19 protein-coding genes are annotated in these 25,295 nt (G+C 62.8%); 12 read left to right on the forward strand and 7 right to left on the reverse strand.

Translation table 11 applies throughout. The features are described from left to right. Window positions 1-76 precede the first annotated feature (76 nt). The 3 genes from VNH11_12900 to VNH11_12910 are packed head-to-tail and all read left to right on the forward strand — an operon-like array spanning window position 77 to window position 3,857. The gene (locus VNH11_12900) at window positions 77-2,143 is read left to right on the forward strand and encodes a DNA topoisomerase VI subunit B (protein ID HVA47259.1); all 2,067 of its coding nucleotides are present in this window, start codon (window positions 77-79) and stop codon (window positions 2,141-2,143) included. A 4-nt stretch (window positions 2,144-2,147) separates the two neighbouring features. Continuing rightward, window positions 2,148-2,696 (forward strand): hypothetical protein, encoded by a 549-nt coding sequence (locus VNH11_12905; GenBank protein ID HVA47260.1) that lies wholly within the window; start codon window positions 2,148-2,150, stop codon window positions 2,694-2,696. A gap of 9 nt (window positions 2,697-2,705) precedes the next feature. Further along, window positions 2,706-3,857: a DNA topoisomerase IV subunit A gene (locus VNH11_12910; protein ID HVA47261.1), complete on the forward strand. Its 1,152-nt coding sequence runs from the start codon at window positions 2,706-2,708 to the stop codon at window positions 3,855-3,857. Between the two features lie 82 nt (window positions 3,858-3,939). Here VNH11_12910 and VNH11_12915 read toward each other — a convergent pair whose 3' ends face one another. After that, the gene (locus tag VNH11_12915; GenBank protein HVA47262.1) at window positions 3,940-4,893 is read right to left on the reverse strand and encodes a UbiA family prenyltransferase; all 954 of its coding nucleotides are present in this window, start codon (window positions 4,891-4,893) and stop codon (window positions 3,940-3,942) included. A 63-nt stretch (window positions 4,894-4,956) separates the two neighbouring features. Further along, a complete protein-coding gene (locus VNH11_12920; protein ID HVA47263.1) occupies window positions 4,957-5,826 on the reverse strand; it encodes a sugar phosphate isomerase/epimerase family protein in 870 nt (289 codons plus the stop codon). Between the two features lie 167 nt (window positions 5,827-5,993). Between VNH11_12920 and VNH11_12925 the strand changes: the two genes are divergently transcribed. Next, window positions 5,994-6,686 carry a DUF4339 domain-containing protein gene (locus VNH11_12925; GenBank protein ID HVA47264.1) on the forward strand — a complete coding sequence of 231 codons (693 nt, stop codon included), beginning with the start codon at window positions 5,994-5,996 and terminating at the stop codon, window positions 6,684-6,686. Here VNH11_12925 and VNH11_12930 read toward each other — a convergent pair. Beyond that, window positions 6,598-7,479: a formylmethanofuran dehydrogenase subunit C gene (locus VNH11_12930; protein ID HVA47265.1), complete on the reverse strand. Its 882-nt coding sequence runs from the start codon at window positions 7,477-7,479 to the stop codon at window positions 6,598-6,600. The genes VNH11_12925 and VNH11_12930 overlap by 89 nt on opposite strands. Window positions 7,480-7,660: 181 nt before the next feature. Here VNH11_12930 and VNH11_12935 point away from each other — a divergent pair, with 181 nt between their 5' ends. Both VNH11_12935 and VNH11_12940 read left to right on the forward strand, forming a co-directional pair. After that, a complete protein-coding gene (locus tag VNH11_12935) occupies window positions 7,661-8,290 on the forward strand; it encodes a hypothetical protein (GenBank protein ID HVA47266.1) in 630 nt (209 codons plus the stop codon). Window positions 8,291-8,510: 220 nt separating this feature from the next. Continuing rightward, window positions 8,511-9,881, forward strand: coding sequence for a trypsin-like peptidase domain-containing protein (locus VNH11_12940; protein ID HVA47267.1), 1,371 nt, complete (start codon window positions 8,511-8,513; stop codon window positions 9,879-9,881). 50 nt (window positions 9,882-9,931) lie between these two features. Here VNH11_12940 and VNH11_12945 read toward each other — a convergent pair whose 3' ends face one another. The 3 genes from VNH11_12945 to VNH11_12955 form a co-directional block, all read right to left on the reverse strand. After that, a complete protein-coding gene (locus VNH11_12945) occupies window positions 9,932-10,558 on the reverse strand; it encodes a Uma2 family endonuclease (GenBank protein ID HVA47268.1) in 627 nt (208 codons plus the stop codon). Between the two features lie 77 nt (window positions 10,559-10,635). Then, window positions 10,636-11,859, reverse strand: a complete 1,224-nt coding sequence (locus VNH11_12950; GenBank protein ID HVA47269.1) for a glycosyltransferase family 2 protein — start codon at window positions 11,857-11,859, stop codon at window positions 10,636-10,638. Between the two features lie 293 nt (window positions 11,860-12,152). After that, window positions 12,153-12,809, reverse strand: coding sequence for a DUF1080 domain-containing protein (locus tag VNH11_12955; GenBank protein HVA47270.1), 657 nt, complete (start codon window positions 12,807-12,809; stop codon window positions 12,153-12,155). A 142-nt stretch (window positions 12,810-12,951) separates the two neighbouring features. Here VNH11_12955 and lnt point away from each other — a divergent pair, with 142 nt between their 5' ends. From lnt to VNH11_12985, 6 genes are all read left to right on the forward strand, one after another. Then, entirely contained in the window at window positions 12,952-14,649 is a 1,698-nt protein-coding gene (gene lnt, locus VNH11_12960; GenBank protein HVA47271.1) for an apolipoprotein N-acyltransferase, read from the forward strand. A gap of 124 nt (window positions 14,650-14,773) precedes the next feature. Then, window positions 14,774-16,942: a glycoside hydrolase family 32 protein gene (locus VNH11_12965; protein ID HVA47272.1), complete on the forward strand. Its 2,169-nt coding sequence runs from the start codon at window positions 14,774-14,776 to the stop codon at window positions 16,940-16,942. Window positions 16,943-17,242: 300 nt separating this feature from the next. Further along, on the forward strand, window positions 17,243-20,314 hold the full coding sequence (locus VNH11_12970; protein ID HVA47273.1) for a DNA methyltransferase: 3,072 nt from the start codon (window positions 17,243-17,245) through the stop codon (window positions 20,312-20,314). Next, window positions 20,311-21,438 carry an AAA family ATPase gene (locus VNH11_12975; protein ID HVA47274.1) on the forward strand — a complete coding sequence of 376 codons (1,128 nt, stop codon included), beginning with the start codon at window positions 20,311-20,313 and terminating at the stop codon, window positions 21,436-21,438. The genes VNH11_12970 and VNH11_12975 overlap by 4 nt, the downstream gene beginning before the upstream one ends. After that, on the forward strand, window positions 21,435-22,001 hold the full coding sequence (locus tag VNH11_12980) for a hypothetical protein (protein HVA47275.1): 567 nt from the start codon (window positions 21,435-21,437) through the stop codon (window positions 21,999-22,001). The genes VNH11_12975 and VNH11_12980 overlap by 4 nt, the downstream gene beginning before the upstream one ends. Further along, window positions 21,998-24,811 carry a DEAD/DEAH box helicase family protein gene (locus VNH11_12985; protein HVA47276.1) on the forward strand — a complete coding sequence of 938 codons (2,814 nt, stop codon included), beginning with the start codon at window positions 21,998-22,000 and terminating at the stop codon, window positions 24,809-24,811. Before VNH11_12980 ends, VNH11_12985 begins: the two co-directional genes overlap by 4 nt. A gap of 190 nt (window positions 24,812-25,001) precedes the next feature. Here VNH11_12985 and VNH11_12990 read toward each other — a convergent pair whose 3' ends face one another. Beyond that, the gene (locus VNH11_12990; protein ID HVA47277.1) at window positions 25,002-25,235 is read right to left on the reverse strand and encodes a hypothetical protein; all 234 of its coding nucleotides are present in this window, start codon (window positions 25,233-25,235) and stop codon (window positions 25,002-25,004) included. Window positions 25,236-25,295: the final 60 nt, after the last annotated feature.

A 25,295-nucleotide genomic window follows, 5' to 3' on the forward strand; every position in this document is an offset into this window, starting at 1 on the left:
CCACGGTTAGATGAAGCACGCCCGCAAATCGCACGCACGGAGGTCCGCCTTGATCGGCGCAACGGAAGACGCACCCTTGAGCGAAAAACCCGCCGACCCTTCCGCCCAAGTCGAGCGTAACGGGTCTGCCGACGAAACCAACGGCGCGGCCCACGACCACACGGGCAACGGTTCGGTCAACGGCAACGGCGCGGCGTCCGCCCGCCGACGCCGGGCCACGGCCGAGTCGATGGCGGCCAGCCAGCGCGATATTTCGGTCAGCGAGTTCTTTGCCAAGAACCGGCACCTGCTCGGCTTCGACAACCCCCGCAAGGCCCTGCTGACCACCATCAAGGAAGCCGTCGACAACTCGCTCGACGCCTGCGAAGAGGGCGGCATCTTGCCCGAAGTCTGGGTGCATGTGGAGCAGACCTCGCCCAACCGCTTCAAAGTCGGCATTCAAGACAATGGCCCCGGCATCTTGAAATCGCAAATCCCCAATATCTTCGGCAAACTGCTCTATGGCTCCAAGTTTCACCGCCTGCGGATGAGCCGCGGGCAGCAGGGCATCGGCATCAGCGCCGCCGGCATGTACGGCGTGCTCACGACGGGCAAACCGGTTAAGATCATTTCCAAGATTTCGCCGCGCAAGCCCGCCCATTACTATGAAATCCAGATCGACACCAAGAAGAACAAGCCCGAAATCCTCAACGGCAAGGGCGAGGGCGTCGATATTCCGCCGGGCGAGGCGGGACGCAAAGTCATCGAGAAGCACGAAATCGAGTGGATCGAGCTCGATCACGGCACGCGCGTGACGATCGAGCTGGAAGCCCGCTACCAACGCGGCCGCGGCAGCGTCGACGAATATCTGCAGCAGACGGCCATCGCCAATCCGCACGTCACGCTGCACTACGTCGATCCCGAGGGGAACACGACCATCTACGAGCGGTCGGCCGAGCAGCTTCCGCCGGAGCCGAAGGAGATCAAGCCGCACCCTTACGGCGTCGAGTTGGGCCGGCTGATGACGATGCTCAAAGACACCAAGGCCACGACGTTGGCCCAGTTCCTGACCACCAGCTTTTCGCGCGTCAGCCCGGCGGTGGCCCGCAAAATTTGCGAAACGGCCAAGCTGAGCGTGCGGGCATCGACCACGAAAATCGGCCGTCACGAGGCCGACTCGCTGTATCAGGCCATCCAGCAGACGAAGATCGGCTCGCCCGCCACGGATTGTCTGGTGCCGATCGGCGAGGAGTTATTGCTGAAGGGGCTGCACAAGGTCGTGCCCGGCGAGTTTTATGTGGCCGCCACGCGTCCGCCGGCGGTCTATCGCGGCAACCCGTTCGTCGTCGAAGCCGCGCTGGCCTACGGCGGCGTCAGCACGGCGCAAAAGGTTTCGCTGGAAGCGCTGATCGAGTTGCTTTCCGAGAGCGACGCTCGCAGCCTGCGGCAGTTCTTGATCAGCACGTTCAGCGGCATCGGCGCCGACGGCGCGGAAAAGATTCTGAAGGAAGCCGATCTCGGCCAACGCCTGACGCCCAGCAAGTTGAAGACGGCCGACATCGCCAAGTTGCACGCGGCCATGCGGTCGGTAAGCCTGGAAGACGGGCAAACGATGAACGTGATGCGGTTTGCCAACCGGGTGCCGCTGCAGTTTCAGCCAGGCGCGTGTGCCATCACGCAAATGATTGCCGGCACGAACTGGCGGGCTTATGGTTTATCGCAGTCGCGCGGCTCGCTGCCCAACGGTCCTGTGACGATCATGGTCCACCTGGCCAGCGTCTGGGTGCCGTTCACCAGCGAGTCGAAGGAAGCGGTGGCGTCATATCCTGAGATCCAAAAGGAACTGCGGTTGGCGCTGCAAGCCGTCGGCCGCAAGCTGAACATGTATCTGCGGCGGCGTTTGAAAGTGAAGCAAGAAGGCGAGCGGCGAAACGTTTTCCTCCGTTACCTAGGCGAGGTGGCGACTGCGGTCAGCTCCATCAACCAGGCCGACCGCGACAAGCTTTACGATCGGCTCGTAGAGGTGGCCAGACGCAAGACGGCGGAAGCGGACGTCAAGCTCGACAAACGCGGGAAAAAGATCGAAGAAGAGGAAGAAGATTTCGGCGACAACGTGCTGATCATTCCGCAGGCCGACGATATGGGTCAAGGTGGCACGGCTTAGCAGAATGCGCGACGACTTGTTGCTAGCAACTTATGAGAGCGGCCTTTGTCTCGATGAATTGGGGCACCGGCAAGGGCCTCGATGGCTATTGGAGAAGTTGGCAAACGAAGCCCGTTATCCGGAGGCCATCATCACATTAGCGATTCAGCTTTATACCGACGCTCGGGAGAGTGCGGAGGATTTCCGTGTGTTTGTAGAACGACATTCGGACCATTTCTGGATGCTGGACACTCTGGTCAGGCGAAATCCATCGTGCGCCGAGAAAGAGTCAATCTTGGAGCGGGCCATTGCAGTACACCCGGAGGCGAACCGTCTCAGATATCAGTTGCAAGTGAATCGCTGGTCCCAAAAAGCCGCAGAGACCGAGGACCTGCAGGAAATGCAGCATCTCTACGCGACTGGCGAGCCAGCCGTCTGGTTGGCTCTGGCAGGCAATCAGGCATCTCCGCGCGATTTAATCGAGCAGCTTGCCGCCGTCAAAGATGTCCGATTGGCGCGGAGAATCCGTAACCGCGCCAACGAGGCACTAAAGACCATTTCGAGCAATAACTGAAAGGAACTCATGGCAAAGAAACGAACGACTCCCGCCCCCGACAAAGACCAAAAAAAGTCTCCGGCCAGTGTGCGCGATAAGCAAACGCTCGAACGGCTGCACGGCGTGGCCGACATGGTGGTCGCCACGGCTGAGCGCAGCCGCGACCCGTATGTCGATATTCCCGCACGGGCCTTGTCGAACGTGCGGTTCAACAAGTCGAAGCGGTTCATCGAAATGGGGAGCAACACGAACCGTCGCCAACTGTTCAATTTGTCGCAAGCCAAAGCCTATATGCAGACGATGTTGGTCGCCAGTGGCTGCAAGACGCTCATCGACCAGCAGAAGACCACGAGCATCCGAGGTCTGTTCTACCTGCTCAAGCACACGATCGAAGGCGCGAAGGAGGAGACATTCGCCACCCAGGACGAGTGCGACCCGATCATCGAAGACGTCGAGGTGATGCTCAACAGCCTGCGCGAGGAAATGCACCTCTACGCGAAGAAGGCGGGCGACATGGTCGGCCCCATCGTGCTTGTCGATAAAGGCGACGAGATCGACTGCTCGCGCATGGGTTCCGGAGGTTACGGCGTTCCTTCGATCGTCGAGCCGGACATCATCCAGTTCAAGAAGTGCGACGCCAAATTCGTGCTCCACGTCGAAAAAGCCACAGTATGGGAGCGATTCAATGAAGACCGCTTTTGGCAGAATCACAACTGTATTCTCACTCATGGCGGCGGCCAGCCGCCCCGCGGCGTACGGCGCATGCTTTATCGGTTGCGCAACGAGTTGAAGCTGCCGGTCTATTGCTTATTGGACAACGACCCTTGGGGATATTACATCTATAGCGTCGTGAAGCAAGGTTCGATCAACTTGGCCTTCGAGTCGAGGCGGATGGCGATCCCCGACGCCAAATACCTGGGCTTGCGCTCGAAGGATTTTGAACGCTGTCAGTTGTCAAACAGCGTGAAAATCCAACTCGCCGACACCGATATCAAACGTGCCAAACAGATCGCCGACTATCCTTGGTTTGCCGACAAGAAAGCCTGGCAAAAGGAGATCGAGTTGATGCTTGCGAATGGCTTCAAGCTGGAAGTAGAATCGCTGATCAGCAAAGACATCAGCTACGTGACCGAGGTATACGTACCCGATCGACTGCGAGAACAAGACTGGCTCGACTGAGCATTGCTGTCCGCTTGGCGAAATGGCGCTCTGGTTGTGATTGCATCTCTCCGTCGTCTTGCTCCTCGTTTTTACTTCAGCTTCACGTCGAATAGATCCATCGACCGAAAAACATCGTGGGAAAGACCAAGGCCACAATCGCGGCGGCATAGAACGGCCCGCGCACGCCCATGCAAACGGCGGCGTCGAGAATGATGAGCGAAAGGAGGCATTGCTTCACGGTCCCTTGCACGTAGACGGGCTGCGGGAAAATCACCGCCCGCAACGCCCGCCATCCGATCATGACCGACATCAACCCCCAGAACCAGTACCAGCGGTCGCCGATCAATAGTGCATGCACCGGCTTGCTGACCGGCTCGACGCTCTCGGTATACCACTGCGGATACCAGGCCAACAGGCCGATGCCGCCCAGCATCACCAGCAGGCCCAAGGCGAGCTGCCCGCGATGACTGTCCGTGGCTTCGGTCCGGGCAAACCAGGTGACGCCGGCGATGTAGGTGCCCACGCCCAAGGCCACAATCCAATGGATCGGCTGAAACGGTTCGGTCGCCGCGCTCATGCCAAGCAGCACGTTCAGCACTCGGCAGCTTCCCATGGCGAGCGGCCCCAGCGGCGTGCGCTTCAGCACGGCGTCGTAGAGCACAACCGCCGTCGCCAGCACCGTCGCCACGATGCCGCACCGAGCGTTGGCCGTCATCATTCCGGCGCCCCAGCCCGCCAGCAGCCCCACCGCCAACAATCCGAAGCCCAGCGCACGCGCCAAGCCGGCCGAAATCCGCCCCGACGGGACCGGGCGGCCGGGCCGTTGGAGGCGGTCGATATCGCGATCGAAGTAGTCGTTGAGCACCATGCCCGACAGGTAAAGCGAGCCGGAAGCCAAGCCGAGCAATGCGAACTGGTGGGCCGGCTGGGCCGATTCGTGCGTGAACAGAAAGCCCATCGCCACGTCGGCCAGCGCGGTGAAGACGTTCGGCAAGCGCAGCAACTCGGCGAGGGCGCGAACGGTCGAGGGCGAGGCGTCGGAGGTGGTTGTCATGGGTTTTAGAGGACAAAAACGGGAGGATGGCCGTCCTAGGCCGTCGCCCTCCGACGTGACGGGCTAGGAAGCCCATCCTCCCTGAATGCCAAGCCGTTTGACCGCCGCCGTGATATAAGCAAAAGCCGCGCGCGCCGCGGCGTCGGGGTCGTCAATGTAGGGGTACAACTCGACCGTAATCCAGCCCTGGTAGTTGGTGGCGGCGATCGCCTTCAACGTGGCGTCGAAGTCGATGGCCCCTCGGCCCGGCACCAGGTGCTGGTGGACGCGGGTGGCGGCGATGTCTTCGAAGTGATAGTGGCGAGTGTACGGCGCCATTCGCGCCACCCAGTGTTGCGGATCTTCGCCCACGCAATAGGCGTGCCCGATGTCGAAGTTCAGGCCCACCCACGGCGAGTCGATTCGTTCGACAAACTTGAAGAACTGCTCGAATCGCTCGATCATCAGGCCCGGCTCAGGTTCGATCAGCAGGCCCACCTCCAGCCGCTCGGCGACTTCGACACACGGCATCAGTTCTTCGTAAAACGTGTTGGCCGCCGATTCCCAGTCTTGACCGGGCTGCAGCGGCCCGCCCGGCTCGGTCTGGATGTTCTGCGCTCCGATCTCTTTGGCCAGCGCCAGTGCCCGTCGCGTGTGCTCGCGGCGGATGGCCCGATAGTGCGGGTCGGGCTCGATCCACGAGGGGTGCCAATACGGCTGACGTGGATCGTTGACGGCGTTCATCATGAATCCGTTGACGTTCGACACCGACAGGCCGTGTCTTGCCAACGCATCCCGCAGCGACTGTTTTCGTTCGGGCAACAAATTGACGGGCCAGGCGTGCGGCACATCGGCCAGTATCTCGATTCCCTGGTAGCCGATTTCCGCCACTCGGCGAATCGCCTCTTCAACCGAGAAGTGCATGTAGGCATTGGAGCTGAAGGCGAGTTTCATGAGTCCGTAGTCCGTGGTCCGTGGCGGGCGAGCAGGCATTGTACTCGGTCACCGCGACGCGGCGAAGGAACCGTAGCCGGTTAAATCAAGAGTAGCAATTCATTTCCAGCCGATTGGGTTCTATACTGCGGACGGACGAAACCGGGGCGTAACGAGGGTGGACGGCCATGGCGGTCAAAAAAGAAGGCGAGTTGCGGGTGCGAAAAGGCGAGTCGGTGTATGGTCCGATGGCGCGCGACGACTTCGACCGCCTGCTGGCCAACGGTCGGTTCACTTCGGCGGACTTCGTGTCGCTGTGGGGCGGTCCCTGGACGCAAATCGCCGAGTTCCTGTCGCAGGCGGTCGAGGGAGAAAGCGCCGGTCCGGCCGACGCCGCAACGCTGCGCGTGCTGCGGGGCGACCGCGTCTATTCCGGCCTCAATCATCGCCGGCTGAATCAGCTCCGCGACGATGGGCGGCTCGCCGCCAACGACCTGGTGCAGGCCGCGGGCGGTCCGTGGATGGCGTTGGGCGATTTTCTCTCGCCGCCGCGGCCCTACGAACCGCCTGTGGCGGAGGCCGAGCCGCTTGAGGCCGAGCCGGTCTACGCGGAACCGGTCTACGCCGAGCCGGTCGAAGACGATTGGATCGATGTGCCGCTCAGATGGTATCACGTCTATGCCAGCGATCTGGAGGACCGAGCCAGCGACCAATGGTTTGTGCGCGTGCGTGGCATCCATTCGGCGCCGCTCACGCGGCAGCAGGTGCGGCAGCTCTTGTCGGCCGGCGAGATTACCCTTTACGATCTGGCGCGGCACCGCACCTGGCGTGAAGACTTTTGGGTGCCGATTCACTCGGTTCCCGAACTGGCCGCCAGATAAGGATTTCACCTTTGCCGGGCACGGAGGCGTCGCCGGAGTAACAGTCGTAGCGTCCTTCCTGGGCTGCATAGGGCAGTGTGACGCCCCACTCGCGAAGGCGCCGCGCATAGATGTTCAAAAAGACCGGATTCTGCGAGCAGTCGAAGGCAAACGTCGGCAGCAAACGCAGCGGCTCAAGCGAGATGATCGTGCCGCGCACCATCCAGGCGCCGATGCGAATCTCGCCGCCGCGCAGCAAAACGATCGTGCCCCCCTTCATCTGTAAGCCGGCGAAATCCTTGGCGGGACCGCCGATCACAATCGTGCCGCGGCGCATGCGCATGCCGACCTCCAGCCCGGCCGAACCGTCGACAAGGATGGCGCCGCCGCGCATCCCCGCCAGACTGCCGCGATAGGCCGCGCCCACCTGCCCGCCCGAATTGCCGTGGATGCGAATGACGCCGCCGGTCATCTCGGCGCCCACCCAGTCGCCCGCATCGCCGTGGACTTCGATCGCGCCGCCTTTGATATGAGCGCCCAGATGCATGCCCACGCTGCCGCGGACGCTGATTCGCCCGGCCGTCATGCCGCGGCCGATCCACTTCACTTGGCGCAAATCGCCGTGGAGCTCGATGTCGTCACCGGGCTGGCCCTCGATCGTGAAGAAGTGGTCGAGCCGCAGCCTGCGTTTGCCCAGAAAGACGGGGCAAGCGGCGACTTCGTCCAGCGAAAGCTTCGACAAACCGTCGGGAGAAATAACTTCCGCTTCCAACGGCACCGGCGGCTGTTCTTTGAGCGTGAGGGCAAGGGGCATTGCCCCACCTTACGAAAGCCGATTTCGCTGTCAAGGCAATCTGTCAAAGCCGGTCAGCTTCTCCAATGTGACGCCTGCCATTGGGCAGACCGCAACGGTTGTGCTCAATTTGCGGAGCGCGACATGCCGACAAGCCTTTAGTGTAAGAGACTAGATCCAGTTTTCCGGGGGAAACGCACCCATGTTTCGACGGACCGTTTCGATCAGCTTGGCACTTCTGTGGGCCACTTGCTCGATTGCCACAGCCACCGGCTGCCAAGGAGTCCGCGGGTGCGGCGGTTGTCGCACGTGCTCGATGCTCGGCCGCGGCGGCTGCGGTCCGGGCGGCTGCGATAAGCGATGCGACCGCTATGCCGCCCGGCCGAAACGCCGCTTTGACTGCCGCGTCGGACAAAAAGACCCCCGTATTCCAGGGCCGCGGATCATTTCCACCTTGCCTCGCCAGCAGCCGGAGATGGCCACGCCAACCTTCCTTTATCCCGTGCCCACCTATCCGGTGTTCGGACCGCGGTCTGAGGAGCCCGACGGCATCGAGCCGCAGCTTCAGCCGCTCATGCCCGAGGACGCCGAGCGGATCGAGTCCGAGCCGCTTCCGATGCCGAATGAATCGGCCGCTCCCGATGACGAGGAAGAATACGGTGACTTGACTGGCAACGGTTCCAGCGAGTTGGAACTGGCCGCCCCAAAGCAGACGGTCGAGCAGGCCGGTTGGAAGCCCGCCAAGGCCCGCGGCACCGCAGCGTCGCGCGTCAGCCGTCCCTGTACCAAGTGCGGTGTTACGTTCCGGTCATCCAACCCGATCCGACAGTAGGAGGTGGTGCGAAGGTCCTAGGTAGAAGTTACCCTGTCCGGCCGACAAGCTGGGCGTTCTGTAGCGTCGGGACAATTCGCACGTTAAGCGCCCCCAACGTGACAACCGATTTACCTCGCAAGTCGCCGCACTATCGCCGTTCCAGCGCCCAGACTTCGGGCTTACGGCGCGCGTTCGGCACGGTCCTGCTCGGTTTGTTTCACCCGCGGCGATGCACTCCATGAACCGTCGATCGAGCCGATTGGCATTGCGTCCGTTCTTCGCGCTGGCCGGATGGCTGTCGCTGGCCTGCTTGGCCTCTCAGGCCGCGCCGCTGGCCGCCGAAGAACATGAACTGCGCCGCAGCGCGCTGGTGGTCGCCGTCGAGCGCGCTCGTTCGTCGATCGTCAATATTCATGGCGAAAAGACGGTGACGGCCGAAAACCCCTACGCCGAAAGGGATGCCGCCAAGTCCGAAACCAAGCGCGTCAACGGCATGGGGACCGGCGTGATCGTCGACGAACGGGGCTATATCATCACCAACTTCCACGTGGTCGACGGCGTCAAGAAGATCACCGTCACGACCGCCGACCGCGAAACTTATATCGCCCAGCTCGTCTCGCGCGATGCCCAGACCGACCTGGCAATCATCAAGGTCGAGTCGCGCGAGAAGCTGCCGGTGATCGACATCGGCACCTCCAGCGACCTGATGCCCGGCGAGACCGTGATCGCCGTCGGCAACGCCTTTGGCTACGAGCATACGGTGACGCGGGGCATCGTCAGCGCCCTGCACCGCACCGTCCAGGTGAGCGACGCCCAGAACTACGAAGACCTGATCCAGACCGACGCCAGTATCAATCCCGGCAATTCGGGCGGGCCGCTGCTGAACATCGAAGGGAGCATGATCGGCTTGAACGTGGCCGTCCGGGCGGGGGCGCAGGGCATCGGCTTCGCCATTCCTGCCGACAAGGTTGTGGAGACGGCCGCCGAGCTGCTCAGCACGCGGCGGCTGGAACACACCTGGCACGGCATGGTCGCCCGGCCCATCGTCGACGAGAACGGGGTCGTGATCGAAACGGTCGACGCACAAAGCCCCGCTGCCGAAAGCGGTCTGAAGTCGGGCGACATCATTCACGCCGTGGCACGTCGCCACGTCAGCCGGGCGCTCGATTTGGAACGGGCCCTGTTGGGCCACCATCCGGGCGAAAAAATCGCCGTCGAAGCCGAACGCGACGGCCAGCGTTTGCAAGTCAACCTGGTGCTGGCTTCGGCGCCCGACGCCACGGAGGGACCGAGCGATCCGGTCTGGGATACGATCGGTCTGGAGGCGCGTCCCATTACGGCCAAGCAGTTTCAGCACCATCACCGCACGCGTTACCGCGGTGGGCTGCTGGTGCGGGAGGTGCGGCCCGACAGTCCGGCCGCCCGGCAAGGAATCCGTCGCGGCGACATCCTGGTGGGCATGCACATTTGGGAGACCGTCTCACTCGACAACCTGGCCTACATTCTCAATCGGTCGGACTTGGCCAGCCTGGAGCCGCTCAAATTCTACATCCTGCGAGAAAACGAGCCGCAAACCCTTTACGGCTTTTTGCAGCTCAGCCGGCCATGACGTGCGACTCGATTGCATTTCTGTCACGTGCGGTTCAGAATGTCACGGAATCACTCCTGGTATTGGTCGGAGACCGCCAGGAGCTTTGCCAGCGGCAACTCGAAGCCGGGCAAGAGCGGCGTGCGGTACGTCTCGGCTTCGCCGATGACCCGCTTCGCCCAACGGGCGCCTCGACGATGATATACGGTCATGATGCGGCGGAAGCGGTCGATGATCCAATATTCGCGAACGCCGATGTCGCGATACTCGGTTTTTTTCTCCTCGTAGTCGCGCCGCCGGTCGGCCGCGCGCGACGAGGGGAACTCGACCACGATCCTGGGCACGTCGCGGCGCCCGACCGGCCCACGACTTCGAGGCCGCCGCGCCAGCCCGGCCCAAATCACCCGGTCGCACCGGCGGTTTTGGCCGGTGGTCCGAACATTCTGCTCCGGCAGCGTCAGGTCGAGGGACTTGCCTTGCGGATGCGATTCTCGATAGTTCCGCAGCCAACGACCCAACTCTTCATTGGCGTCGCGCTCTTCTTCAAGTGCAGGCGGGGTCACGACCAGGACTCCGTGAATCAACTCGTAACGGTAGCCCAGTTCGAAGTCGGCCTCCTCGAACTCGTCCAGCGTCATGATCGCTCCGGCGTCCCTGGGGCCGTAGGGCGCCGTTTGCTTCGCGGTGATCGTCGACATGCGTTGGCATCCGGAACAGGTTACGGCCGCATTCTAGTCCACCGCCGCCACGAAGGCCAGTCGCAGCCGAGTGAGCGTCATCCTCTTCGTCGCAGCGATAGGATGCTCAGAAAGAAGCTGGCGAAGATCGTCTGCACGCCCAACGTCATCAACACCACGGCGGGGATCACGTGCCGCATGGTGACCTGCGGATCGAGCGCCCCAAGACCTGCCTGCTGCCAAATCCAGACCGCGTGGCCTAACAGCGCCGCCCCGGCGGTGCCAACGGTGATGCCCGCCAGCACGCCCCACTCCAGATTGACGTGCGGGTCGCTGCCCAACAGCCGGTGCGGCGGATGAAAACCCTCCGTGACGGCGTACATCTTGGTGAACACGCCGAACACGAGCAACTGATAACCTGCCAGCGCCAAAAAGCCGGCCACCAGCAAGCTGTGAATATCGAAGCCGACCCCCGCGATGCGCAGCGGGCCGTGCATCAGCAGGACCGATGCCACGAGCCCCAGCGCGAAGCAGACCGCCCCCGGCCAGAGAAACATCCAACGCGGGCTGAACAGGAGCATGAACCGCAGGTGCCGCCAACCGTCGCGCCAGCTTCGCAGGTGTGGCGGCCGCGAACGACCGTCTTTGTAGAGCACCGTCGGCACCTCGGCGATCTTCAGACGGTTGAGGGTGGCCTTGATCACCATCTCGCTGGCGAACTCCATGCCGGTCGTGTGCAGCGCCATCCGCTGGTAAGCGCTTTTGCTGAAGGCCCGCAGTCCGCAGTGAAAATCGCCGGCCGGGCAATGGAAGAACAAGCGGCCGATGCCCGTCAACACGGGATTGCCGATCCAGCGGTGTTTCCAGGGCATGGCACCGGGTACGATGCCGCCTTGGAACCGGTTGCCCATCACCAGGTCGTGGCCGGCCCGCAGTTTTTCGATGAACGGAAAGATGGAAGCGAAGTCGTAGCTGTCGTCGGAATCGCCCATGACGATGAATCGTCCACGGGCGGCTTCGATGCCGGCGCGGAGGGCGCTGCCGTAGCCTTTTTCGCGCACGGCCACGACGCGGGCTCCGAGCCGCTTGGCAATCGCCTGCGAGCCGTCGGTGCTGCCGTTGTCGGCCACGACGATTTCCGCGCTGAGTCCGTGCCGGCCGATCGCCTGCTGGGCCTTGCGAATGCACCGTTCGATGGTTTCGGCCTCATTGAGGCAGGGCATGACAATCGACACCTCGATTGCGGCCGCGCGCGGCTCTGGCGACGCAGGCGTTTCGTTGACGGGCGGCAGCAGGTCGAGCGACATGGGTTCCTCGGGCATAGACGTCCGAGAAAATATAGGTCGCTCCGCGGGCGGGAGGCGTGAGCCTCCCTGGTAAGTCCGTAGTGCGGCGAGCGCCTTGGTGAGAGGCGTAGGGTGGGACCAGCGAGCTTGCGAGCGCCGGCCCACCATTCAGAGGCGTCAGGCGTCAGGCGAAAGTCAATCAAGTGTTTCTGAACCCTGAACCCTGAACCCTGAACCCTTTCACGGTGGGCCGGCGCTCGCAAGCTCGCTGGTCCCACCCTACCTTGCTCGTCGTTCCCGCACGATCCGCAAAAACGCCGCAACCGCAACTACGGCAACTCCTTGATGCGGATATTGCGGAACTCGACGTGCGCGTTGTGCCCCAGGAAGCCGACGTGACCGCGTGTCCGCTGAATGCCCGGATGCGCCTTGAGCACCTCCGGATCTTTCACGTCGTCCAGATTGCCGTCGACGGTCACCTGATCGTTGACGGTGACCTTGATATGCCGGCCGTCGCAGACGATTTCCTCAGTGTTCCACTCGCCCGCCTTCTTCGGGGCGCCGCGTTTGGCCGGCAGCACCTTGTAGATCGAGCCGTGATATTGGCCCGGCTCCAGCTTGGCATATTGGGGTGCGTCGTCGTCGAGAATCTGGCTCTCCATACCGGAGTAGGCGGCGTCGCCTCGCAACGGCGCTCGCAAGCCGACGCCGTTGTTGCCGCCCGGTTCCAGGCGATACTCGAACCGCAGAATGAAGTTGGCGTATTCCTTGTTGGTGAACAGGTTGCCGCCGCCGTTCTTCGGGCAAACGAGCTCGCCCTCTTCGACTACATAGCCGGGACCCGTCTTGTTGACGATTTGCCAGCCGTCGAGGCTCTTGCCGTCGAACAGCGGCACAAAACCCTCCTCTTGGTCGGCCAGAGCGGGCGCGACGAAGACAAAGGCGACGAGTGCGAACAGAAGACACGATGGAAGGCGGGCAAGCATGAGGCAGTCTCCGGGTGAGTTGGGCGTGGTTTTCGTTCTTGGTTTGGCAACGGACATGTAGGGTGGGATCTATTGTAGTTGCCGTGCCAACGACCGCAAACTCATCTGGGCAAGCCGGACGATCCGCCGTAGGCTGTAAACCATGGCCACCAGTCCTGTCCATGAAAGCCGCGCGCGCGTCGACCGAACCGCCGCCGCTGGGCAAACAGCGGCGATCGCGCCGCGCGACGACGGCCGGCCGATGGCTGCCACCACCTGGCGGCCAGCCTTGCTCGGCAGCCTGCTGACCTATGCGGCGTTTCCACCGGTCGATTGGTGGCTGCTGGCCTGGATGGGTCCGGTCTTCTGGCTGTTGCTCGTCCGCCGCCGCGAGCTGGCCGGCCGCCGGCCTTACGCCGTGCTCTGGCTGGCCGGGTTCGCCTTCTGGTTCCCCATGTTGCAGTGGCTGCGGCTGCCACACTCGGTGACGATCATCGGCTGGTTCGCGCTGTCGATTTATCTGGCGTTCTACATGCCGATGTTCGTGGCCGTCTGTCGCGTGGCCGTACACGCCCTGCGGCTGCCGCTGCTGGCCGTGGCACCGGTCGTGTGGATGGGGCTGGAACTGGCCCAGGCGCACCTGCTCACCGGGTTCAACATGGCGTCGCTGGGGCACAGTCAATGGCGCTGGCTGCCGCTGGTGCAAATCGCCGATCTGGCCGGCGGCTATCTGGTGAGCGGACTGGTGATCTTCGTGGCCGCCTGCTTGACGACGATGCTGCCGGCCGAGGGGCGTCGCTGGCGGGCCTGTCCGCTACTGCCGATGGCCGCTGCGATGGCGTCCGCCCTGACCTACGGCTATTGGCGGCTCGACCACGCCGAGGGCCGGCCCGGTCCCACCATCGCCCTCATTCAAGGTTCGATCGACACCGAGTTGAAGCACGACCCGGTGAAACAGCGGTTGGTTTATCCGCACTACTTCGCCCTTTCTGAGCGGGCTGTGGCCGAGTGCAAGCATCTCGACCTGATCGTCTGGCCGGAGACGATGTTCCGCGATTCGTTGTTTGTCTGCCCGGCCGACGTGACCGCTCCGGGAGCCTGGCAGGGTACGCGCGGCCAGTTGGATCAAGAAATCATCGCCCGGCGAGAGTGGATCGGCCATCAAGCGAAAGCACTCGATACGCCGCTGCTGTTGGGCATCGACGCGGTCGAGTTCTGCACCACCTATCCTCGGCGGTACAACTCGGCGCTCTTCGTCGATCGGCAAGGCCGGATCGGGCCGCGCTACGACAAAACGCACCCCGTGCTGTTCGGCGAATACGTGCCGCTGGCCAAAGACATGGAATGGCTGGCCAGCTTGTCGCCGATCGGGGCGGGCATCGACTGGGGCAGCGAGGTGCCGGTCTTCGAGGTGGCCGGCGCGCGGCTGGCGGCCAATATCTGTTATGAAAGCGTCCTTCCGCATGTCATTCGCAGCCAGGTGACACGCCTGCGGCAGGAAGGCAAGGAGCCGGACATCCTGGTCAACCTGACCAACGACGGCTGGTTTCGCGGTTCCAGCGAGCTCGACCTGCACCTGACGTGTGCCGTGTTTCGGGCCATCGAGTGTCGCAAGCCGTTCGTGATCGCGGCCAACACCGGTTTCTCGGCCTGGATCGACTCCGACGGACGGATCATCAAGCGCGGTCCGCGCCGCGAAGCCGACGTGATTATCGCGCGGCCGCGGCTCGACGGTCGTCGAAGCCCTTATCTTGTCTGCGGAGACTGGCCATCGGGCATCTGCCTGTTGGCCACCTGCGCGATCGGGCTTTTCGGGATCTACCGGTGCTACGTTCCACGCTCAACAGCGCACGACGGCTGACGACACGCCCGTGGGGCGACCTTCCCAGGTCGTCGAGCGAAGACGCCTTTGATGACGTCGATTCTCGGCGCGAAGGGGCTTACAATCAGAGCGAACCCCATTCACATGCCCGAAGACTGCCACCATGAAGATCCACCTCCGAAATTTGACGATCGCCGTAGTTTCTTTAGCATCGCTGTGGTTGTTTGCTCGATGCGCCGCGGACGACGAGCAGACCGCCGGCATCGTGTTTGCCGACTTCGAGGGCGGCGACTATGGTCGTTGGCAGACGAGCGGCACGGCCTTCGGAGCGGGGCCGGCCAAGGGGACGCTGGCGGGCCAAATGCCGGTAAGCGGCTTCTTGGGCAAGGGGCTGGTGAATAGTTTCGTTGGAGGCGATGAAGCGACCGGCAAACTCACGTCGCCGGAGTTTAAGATCGAAGGCAAGTTCATCGGCTTCCTGATTGGCGGCGGTGGCTATCCAGGGAAGACGTGCATGAACCTGTTGGTGGAGGGCCGCGTTCTGCGGACGGCCACCGGCCCGAACACACCGCCCGGCGGCAGCGAACAGCTTGAAGCCGCCGCCTGGGACGTGAGCGACCTGACGGGCAAGATGGCCCGCATCGAAATCGTCGACGAGGCCAGCGGCGGTTGGGGTCACATCAACGTCGATCAGATCGTCTTCACAGACCGCCGCCCGATCGAGGTCGTCCACAACGCCCGCCGCGACCTGCCGGCCGAGCGGCGGTTCTTGCTCTTTCCCGTGCGCAACGGCGCCGCCAAGCGCCGCGTGACGGTCAGCGTACAGGGACGCGCCGAACGGCAATTCGAGATCGAGCTGGCCGACGGAGAGGCCGATTGGTGGGCGCCGCTCGACATCACTCGTTGGCAAAATCGGACGCTCACGATCGAGGTCGACAAGCTGCCTGGAGACTCGCACGCGCTCGACAACCTGCGGCAAAGCGACGACGCCGTGGAACCGAACGATGTTTACCACGAGGCCTTGCGGCCGCAGTTGCACTTCTCGCCCCGGCGCGGCTGGACGAACGACCCCAACGGGCTTGTTTTCCATCAAGGACGCTACCACCTTTTCTTTCAGCACAATCCCTATGGCTGGAGTTGGGGCAACATGCACTGGGGCCACGCCACGGGCAGCGATCTCGCGCATTGGCAGGAACTGGGCGAAGCGTTGTATCCCGATGCGATGGGGCCGATGTTTTCCGGCAGTGCGGTTGTCGACTGGCACAACACCAGCGGCCTGGGCCGCGACGGCCGACCGCCGCTGGTGCTCTGTTATACCGCGGCCGGCAGTCCGACCGTGCAATGCCTGGCCTACAGCAACGACGGCGGCCAGACGTTTACCAAGTACGAGCACAATCCGGTCGTCGACCAGATCACGCCCGGCAACCGCGATCCCAAGGTCTTTTGGCACGAGCCAACTCGCCGCTGGGTGATGGTGCTCTACGTCGGCTTGCCCGACAACAAGCACGCGATTCAATTTCTCACCTCGCCGGATTTGAAAGAGTGGAAGGTCGGCAGCCAGGTCGAGGGCTTTTATGAATGCCCCGATCTGTTCGAGCTACCGGTCGACGGCGATGCGGGCCGGAAAAAGTGGGTGCTGACGGCGGCCAGCAGCGAATATCAGGTGGGCAGCTTCGATGGCGAGCGTTTCGTTTCGGAAACGGCCCGGTTGCCCGGCCACCGCGGCCGCGGCTTTTATGCGGCCCAGACCTTCAGCGACATTCCGGCCCGCGACGGCCGCCGCATTCAGATTGGCTGGTTGCAAGCGGCGTCGCCCGGCATGCCGTTCAATCAATGCTTGTCTCTGCCGCTCAAACTCGGGCTGCTGACGACGGCCGATGGTCCTCGGCTGACATGGTCGCCCGTGACGGAGATCGAACGGCTGCGCGCCAAAGAATTCCGCTTCTCGGACAGCGTCTTGTCTGCCGAAGAGAGCAAGAAGCTGGGCGGAATTCAATCGGAGTTGCTCGACATCGTGGCGGTGATGGAACCCGCCAAGACCGCCGAAGTCGTCTTCGACGTGCGCGGCGTGAGCCTGAGCTACGACGCCGCGAAAGAACAGCTCACCGTCAACGGGCACGCCGTCGCTGCTCCGTTGCGCGAGGGGAAACTCGACGTGCGAGTCGTCGTCGATCGGACCGCGTTTGAAATCTTCGCCGACGGCGGATCGATCTATATCCCGATGCCCGTCATCCCCGCGGCCGAGAACCGAAACGTATCCGTCACGGTCCGACGCGGCCAGGTGCGGTTGCCGCGGTTCGAGGTGTACGAGCTGCGGTCGATCTGGCAATGAGTGGATTGTCGAGGAGCCAAAGTGATGTCGAGAGCGGTGCAACACCCGATGGTTCAGGCCCCATCCAGCTTGCCTGGATGGTGAATAAGATGCCTCCCGGCTGCTACGCAGCTCACCATCTCCTTCACCATCCAGGCGAGCTGGATGGGGTCGACTCGTGGCGGCGGCAAAACCCACCCGGCTCAAGGACGCCACGCTCGACATACTTCTCTCAGCCGCCGGGACGTGTTATCGTTGGGCGCAGCACGCGCGCAGCGGGTTGCGGCGGAAAAAAGAGACCCCGAATGGTCAGGGGCAACGATGAAATTGAAGCACGCCATCCTCGCCCTGCTGGGCCGGGAAGAACTCAAACGGATTGTGGATGAATTCGATCTCGACGGCGTCGACCGGCGCAGCGTCGAAGACATGCGGCGCGGGCTCTCGCGAGCGCGACGCGCCACTCCGGCAATCCTGTTGGAATACCTCGGCGAAACGGAGGTCAAGGCGGTCTGCGAAGCCGTGGACGTTGATTCCGTCGGCCGTCGCGGGCAACTCATTGAGCGCCTCCTGGCGGGCACGGATGCCGCCGAAACGGAAACCGCCGGCCCCGCGGAAGCGGACCCGGTGAAAGGCAAGGACGCGCTTTGGCCCGACGAAGGCACCGACACTAACCCGAAGCGCCAGCGAGGCGGACAGACGGACCCCCAGCGCCAGCGAGGCGGGCGGGCGAGCGCGCGGCCGGGAACCGAACGCACGTCACAGACATCGGCCGGGTCCGGGTCGGCCGGACCGGCGGCGAAACGCGCGATCGAGCACTACGAACACTCGGACAAGACGCGCATGAACAATCCTCCTGTTGGCTTAGTGACGCCCCAGACCGATCCCGACGCGGGAACCAAAAAACGTTATGCCTACGACCCGCACCTCGATCCAACGCTGGTCTGGGCCGGCAAGGCGGAGCAGAGCGCCATCGAAGTGCCGACCGTCTCGCTGCACGTTCACGAGCGGATCGACCCGCGGACCATCATCGAAGCCGTGCGGAGGCGCAACGGCGGCGCGGCGAAGGCGGGCGGGGCGCCGGTGCAGCGATCGTTGTTCGAAGAGCCGGAAGAGAACCCGCCCTTGCGCGAGGCGATCGACTTCTACCGGCACGCCCACGGCTGGAGCAACCGCCTGATCGCCGGCAATTCGCTGTTGGTGATGAACTCGCTCTTGGAGAAGGAGGGCCTGGCCGGCAAGGTGCAGATGATCTACATCGACCCACCCTACGGCATCAAGTACGGGTCGAACTTCCAGCCCTTCGTCAACCGCCGCGACGTCAAAGACGGCAGCGACGACGACCTGACGCAGGAGCCCGAAATGGTCCAGGCCTTCCGCGACACCTGGGAGCTGGGAATCCATTCCTACTTAACGTACCTGCGCGACCGGCTGCTACTCTGTCGGGATCTCCTCACTGCCACGGGCAGCATCTTTGTGCAGATCAGCGATCAGAATCTCCACCACGTACGCGAGCTCGTTACTGAAATACTTGGCGCAGACAACTTCGTCTGCACAATTGCATTCAAAAAGACCGGCGCAATGGCGTCCGCACGTCTGCCAGTAGTCTGCGACTACATCATTTGGGCCGCCAAAGACGGTTGCCAAATGCAATTCCAGCAACTCTTTATGAAGCGAAGTTCCGTTGACGGCGGCCTCGACGCTTTTAAGCACGTATTGTTGCCGTCGGGAGAGGTCGTCGGCGCCGTGGAATTCAGCGACGGCGCCCACTTGCCAGACGGCGCGAAGGCGTGCCAATCAGTATCCCTAACTTCGCAAGATCCAAGCGAAACCAGGAACTACACATATCTATTTCGCGGACGTGAGTTCAAGCCACCAGCGAACCGACACTGGAGCATTTCTGAAAATGCGATGCGGCGACTTGAACAAAAGCGCAGGCTGTTTGTTGCCGGCGACAGTTTGAGATTCGCGTACCTTCTCGAGGACAATCCTGTTGTGCCGATCAACAACATTTGGGCCGACACGGGCACGGGTAGTTTTACGGAGCCGCAACGGTACGTTGTCGAGACAGCATCGAAGGCCGTTGTACGCTGCATGCTGATGACGACGAACCCAGGAGATCTCGTGTTCGACCCGACTTGCGGTTCGGGAACGACGGCGGCCGTGGCGGAGCGCTGGGGTCGCAGGTGGATAACGTGCGATACCTCGAGGGTCGCCACGGCGATCACGAAACAGCGGCTTATGACCCAGACCTTTCCCTATTATGAACTCGCTCATCCAAACGAAGGCATCCCCAGCGGTTTCGTCTACAAGACCGTGCCACGTATCACTTTGGGCGAGATAGCAAACGATGAGCCACCGTCGCAGGAAACGCTTTTCGACCAGCCAGACGTGGACAAATCGAAGGTCCGCGTCACCGGCCCCTTCACGGTCGAAGCCGTGCCCGCGCCCGCCGTCCGGCCGATCAGCGAAATCGTCAAAGAAGAGCAGGCCGCCGTGCTCGACGAGCAGCCCAGCTTGCCGGGCATCGAACCGCTCGACGGACAAACGCGGTTGGAGCTGCGCGACGAAGTCGCCGTGGCACGCTACGGCGAAACGGCCCGGCAACGCGAATGGCGCGACGAGCTCTTGAAGTGCGGCATCCGCGGTCGCAGCGGGCAACGCGTGGAGTTTGCCCGAATCGAGCCGCTGGGCGGCACGCGCTGGCTGCAATGCGAAGGGGAAACGAAGGGCGATTCGCCGGAGCACGTCGTGGTTTCGTTCGGCCCCGAATATGCGCCCTTGGAACAGCGGCAGGTGGAGTCGGCCTTGGAAGAAGCCGGCCGGCTGAAGCCCCGTCCGGCGCTCGTCGTGTTCGCGGCCTTTCAGTTCGACCCGGAAGCGGCCAAAGACATCGACGAGACGCGCTGGCCCGGCGTCACGCTGCTCAAAGTGCAGATGAACACCGATCTGTTGACCGACGACCTGAAAAAGAAGCGGGCCAGCAACGAGTCGTATTGGCTGGTCGGGCAGCCCGACGTGGCCGTCACGCGGCTGGCCGAGGGAGCGTACCGCGGCTTGTGGCAGGTCGAGGTGTACGGCTTCGATTATTACAACCCGCGCAGCGGGCAGATCGAGTCGGGCGACACGTCGAAGATCGCGATGTGGCTGTTGGACACCGACTACGACGGTCGCAGCCTGTTTCCGCGGCAGGTGTTTTTTCCGATGGCGGGCGACAAAGAGGGCTGGTCGCGGCTGGCGCGCAACCTGAAGGCCGAGATCGACGAAGAGCGGATCGAGGCTTACCGCGGCTCCGTCTCGCTCCCCTTCGAGGCCGGCGAGCACCGCCGCGTGGCCGTGAAGATTGTCGACGACCGCGGCATCGAAAGCCTCAAGATCGTGGAGTTGAACGGATGAAGAACACCAACCCGAAGCGCCAGCGAGGTCGAGGGGCAAAGATCAAGGAACTGACGGTGAAGAACTTCACCGTCTTCGACGAAGCGAAGTTCGAGTTTTCGCCGGGGCTGAACGTGATCATCGGCGAGAACGGCACGGGCAAGTCGCACCTGTTGAAGCTGATGTACGCGATCGTAAAGGGGTCAACCAATCCAGATCATTCCACGCAGGACTTGGCAGAGGCGCTTGTGGCGTCTCAGCACGGCGTACTCCAGAAGCTCAGAGCGGTTTTCATGCCCGAGCACGGACGGTTGGAGCGGCTGGTGCGAAACGGCGCAAGGAGCGGTGCGAGCCTGCGCCTCGCAACGGACGGTGCTGCGGTCGAAATGTCGATTCAGCCCGCGAAGCAACGTGGTTTATCGCCAATTTACGGCTTTGAAGGTTCGCCGCAGTTCGACCTTGCCACACCGTGCGTGTTTCTGCCTCCGGCCGACGTGTTGGCGTTGTACGAGGGATTCATCGGCAGCTATGCCAAGCGGGCTCTCTCGCTCGACGAAACGTACAACGACCTGTGCATCGAACTGGATGTGCCTCTGTTGCGCGAAGAACCTGAGTGGGCGATAGCGATGCTGCGGCGCATCGAGAAACTGATCGGTGGGAAGGTCGTGGTCAAAGGCGGCCGCTTCTACATCGGTAAGCTCGAAGCGCACTTAGTGGCGGCGGGCTATCGCAAACTAGGCGAGATCGTGCGGCTCATCGGCAACGGCAGTATCACCTCCGAAACGGTGCTCTTTTGGGACGAACCCGAAGCGGGTCTCAATCCGCGACTGATCACCTTGGTATCGGAACTTGTGTTCTTGCTTGCCAAGGTGGGAGTGCAGGTGTTTGTGGCTACGCACGATTTTCTGCTGAGCGATCAGTTGTCGGTGGCGGTTGAATATGGCACCGAAGAGGGCAAGGCGGCAAACGCGCGGTTTTTCGGGCTAAGCCGGCCTAAGCCAAACGCGTCGGTCGTGATTGAGTCGGGCGGGGTCTTGGCTGACATCCAAAACAACCCGATCCTGGCGGAATACGCCGAGCAGAGTGATCGCGAGCGAAGGCTATTTTCAGGCGAAAGCGCCGCCGCAGCCAAGAGGGGCCCATGAGCAGCGAATTCCGCGAGGGACAACTGCGATTCCAATTCAGTGACGAGTGGTACGTCGTCAAGTATGACGGGCACCGCGACTACTCCGCCGAGATGGCGAGGCTGCAAGGGACCAAGGCGGTCGATTTTATCGCCCTCCTCGAAGCGCAGCCGGCGGCGGAAATGCTTTGGATGGAAGTCAAAGACTTCCGCGGCTATCGAATCCAAAACAAAGCGCGCCAATTCGACGGCGAACTAGCCGCGGAGCTTGGTGAGAAGGTCCGCGACTCGATCGCTGGCCTGGTCGGGGCCTGGCAGAGATCCTCAACTCCCGACGTCTGGCTCCCCTTCATCGAACGGTTGTCCCAGCGCGAGCCGCCAATGAAAGTGCTGCTTTGGTTGGAAGACGATCCTCCGCCGCCCGGAGGCACACGTAACGCAACGCTGACCGAGCGCGTGCGAATACGGTTGCTCAAGGAGCGGCTGAGGTGGCTGACAACCAAGGTAATCGTTGCCAGTCTGGCGACACGAAATTGGCCGAAAGGCATGAAAGTTTCCAACCTGCCTGGAGCGGGACGGCCATGACATCCAGCTATTCCATCCCCGAACTGATCATCAACTCGCCCTTCCGCGAGCCGGCGGCGCATTGGAGCTACGACCGCGCGTCGCGGCTGTTCACGCGTAAGGCCGCGCGGCGGCCGGCGGGCTACATTATGGCCACGCCCGGTAGCCAGTCGTTCGACGATCCGGGCGTGTTCGTCGAGCTGCCGCTGGTGAACCAGATTCGACAGCGCGTCAAAGCCTGGCGAGAACGCCCCGATAATCCCTACGCGGGTGTCAACGGCATCACGCGACGCCTCTTGGAACATTGGCGCGACGCCGAACAGCGCGAGGACCGGCAGTTTTTCTTTTGCCAGCTCGAAGCGATCGAAACGCTCATCTGGCTGGTCGAGGCGCCGGCCGCCGAGCGGCAGGGAATCGACGTGCCAGGCGACGGCGGCGACTTCACGCGGTGGTGCTCCAAGATGGCCACGGGCAGCGGCAAGACCATCGTGATGGCCATGCTCATCGCCTGGCACGTGCTCAACAAGGCGACCTACCCGCAGGACAAGCGATTTGCCCGCAACGTGCTGGTGGTGGCGCCGGGCCTGACGGTGAAGAGCCGCTTGCAGGTGCTCGTGCCGGGCAGCGAGGGAAACTACTACGACCTGTTCGCCGTCGTGCCGCCGGGACTGACGGAGAAGTTGCGGCAAGGCAAAGTGCTGGTGCGCAACTGGCACGCGCTCGACTGGGAAAGCGAGGAGCAGATCGCCCGGCGAAAGGGGGTCGACAAGCGCGGGGCCAAAAGCGACGAAGCCTACGTCCGTGACGTGCTGGGCGAGATGGCGTCGGCCCGAAACCTTCTCGTCATCAACGACGAGGCGCACCATGCCTGGCGAGTGGCCGGCCACGGCAAGCCGGGCGCGAGCAAGGCCGAAGTCGAGACGGCGACCAAATGGATCGGCGGGCTCGATCGAATTCATCGCGCGCGTGGCATCTTGGCCTGCCACGACCTTTCGGCCACGCCCTTCGCGCCGACAGGCCGGCAAAGCACCGAAGAAATGCTGTTCGGGTGGATCGTCAGCGATTTTGGACTGGCTGATGCCATCGAATCGGGACTGGTCAAGACGCCGCGGGTGGTCGTTCGCGACGACGGGCGGCTGGCGCCCGACTACAAGTCGCGGCTGTACCACATTTACAACGATCCCGAAGTGAAAGACGACTTGAACCGCAAGGCCGAGCCGTTCGAGCCGCTGCCCGACCTGGTGACGAACGGCTATTACCTGCTCGGCAAAGACTGGCTGGAGACGGCCACTCGCTGGCGCGAGCAAGGCGAACCGACGCCGCCCGTGATGATTACCGTGGCCAACCGCACCGAGACGGCAGCGCGGGTCAAGTTCGCCTTCGACCGCGCCAAGATCCAAATCGACGAGCTGGCGCGGCCCGAGCGGACGTTGCACATCGACTCGAAGGTGCTGGAGATGGCGGAGGCCCAGGAGGAGCCGACGGCGCTGACGGGCGAGAACGAGGGCGACGACGACGATCAGGAGCAACCCGTGCGGAAGCTGACCAAGCAACAGCAGGCGGAGCTCTTGCGGCGGACGGTCGACACGGTCGGGCAGGTCGGCCAGCCGGGCGAGCAGATCCAGGCGGTGATCTCGGTGGGCATGCTTTCCGAGGGGTGGGACACGAAGACCGTGACGCACATCATGGGCCTGCGGGCTTTTTCCAGCCAGTTGCTGTGCGAGCAGGTCGTGGGCCGCGGGTTGCGGCGGACCAGTTACGACGTGAATGAGGCGACCGGCATGTATGAGCCGGAGTACGTGAACATCTTCGGCGTCCCGTTCACCTTCCTGCCGCACGAAGAAGGCGACGGGCCGCCGCCCCCGCCGCCCCCGCCCAAGACCAAGATCGAGGCGCTTGCCGAGCGGCGGCAGTTTGAGATTGTCTGGCCGAACATCGTGCGGATCGACCACGTGTTGCAGCCGCGGCTGGCCCTCGATTGGTCGTCCGTCGAGCCGTTGGTGTTGGACGCCTTTCACTTGACGATGCTGGCCGAACTGGCGCCGGTGATCGAGGGCAAGCCCGACGTGACGCGGTTGGCGCAGATCGAATTGGAGAGTCTGGCCCGGCGGTTCCGCGCGCAGAAGATCGCCTTCGAGGCCGCGCGCGACGTCTTCGACCTGGCGCGGCCAAGCTGGCGCGGCAACCGCGAGTTTCTGCTCGGGCAGCTTGTCGGCCTGGTCGAGCGTTTTATTCAGTCGGACCGGTTGCAGATCGTGCCCGACTCGTTCGCTCAGGACGAATTGCGACGGCGACTGGTGATCGCGCTGAACATGACCAAGCTGGTGCAGCATCTTTGGAACGCGGTACGAGAAAAGAACACCGAGCGGCTTGTGCCGGTTTTCGACGACGATCACCCGCGGCGTTCGACGGCCGACATGCAGCCCTGGTACACGGGCAAGCCACATGAGTTAACACGACGTTCGCACGTGAATTTTTGCGTCTTTGACAGTACCTGGGAAGCCACCGAGGCGTTCGAACTCGATCGCAACGATCTGGTCGAGGCGTGGGCGAAGAACGACCACTTAGGTTTCGAGGTTCTTTACAGCTTGCAGGGCGTAGTGCGGAAATATCGTCCCGACTTCCTGATTCGGCTGCGGGGCGGCACGTTGTTGGTGCTGGAGGTCAAAGGGCAAGATTCGGTGGCCGAGCAAACCAAGCGGCGTTACCTGGCCGAGTGGGTTGAAGCCGTGAACGGCGTCGGCGACTTTGGCCGCTGGGCTTGCGACGTTTCGCGCCACCCCAAGGATGTGGCGGAGATTCTTGAGCGGCACGCCAGGTCGCACCGTTAACGTTTGCAAAAGTCGGTGTTCGTCGCTCTGCTTCGTTTGGCGCGAATTGGCCATCTTCGAAATGCCCTGGACAGAGAATACTTCCTCTCCGAATCCGGAGAGGAGCGGCAGAACAATGGTGTATCGGTACGCATGCCCCGCAAGCTCATTGCGGGCCAGACTTGGCAGCCACAAATTTCCTGGCGGCTTGTCAACGAGCGCGGCCAGTTTTGGGTTTCGAGGGCGAACGGGTCTTTTTGCCACCGGCGCGGTTCACTCTTGCCCCCGGTTCGCGAATGATCTGTGCGTCCTTGAGGGCTTTGTAATCCTCCGATCGGACCACAAGCTGTTGCGGCGGACGCGTGTGGAATCCGATGCCGCAGCCCGCCAGGAACGCAACGGCCGCATCGTACTGGTCGCGGTCGTCAAAGTCAATTACGGGCACGATTGAACCTTCCTATAACGGGATGGTACCGATCGCCGAGTCTCTACGCAATGACGCCCT

The sequence above is a fragment of the Pirellulales bacterium genome, assembly GCA_035533075.1.
Lineage (GTDB): Bacteria > Planctomycetota > Planctomycetia > Pirellulales > JAICIG01 > DASSFG01.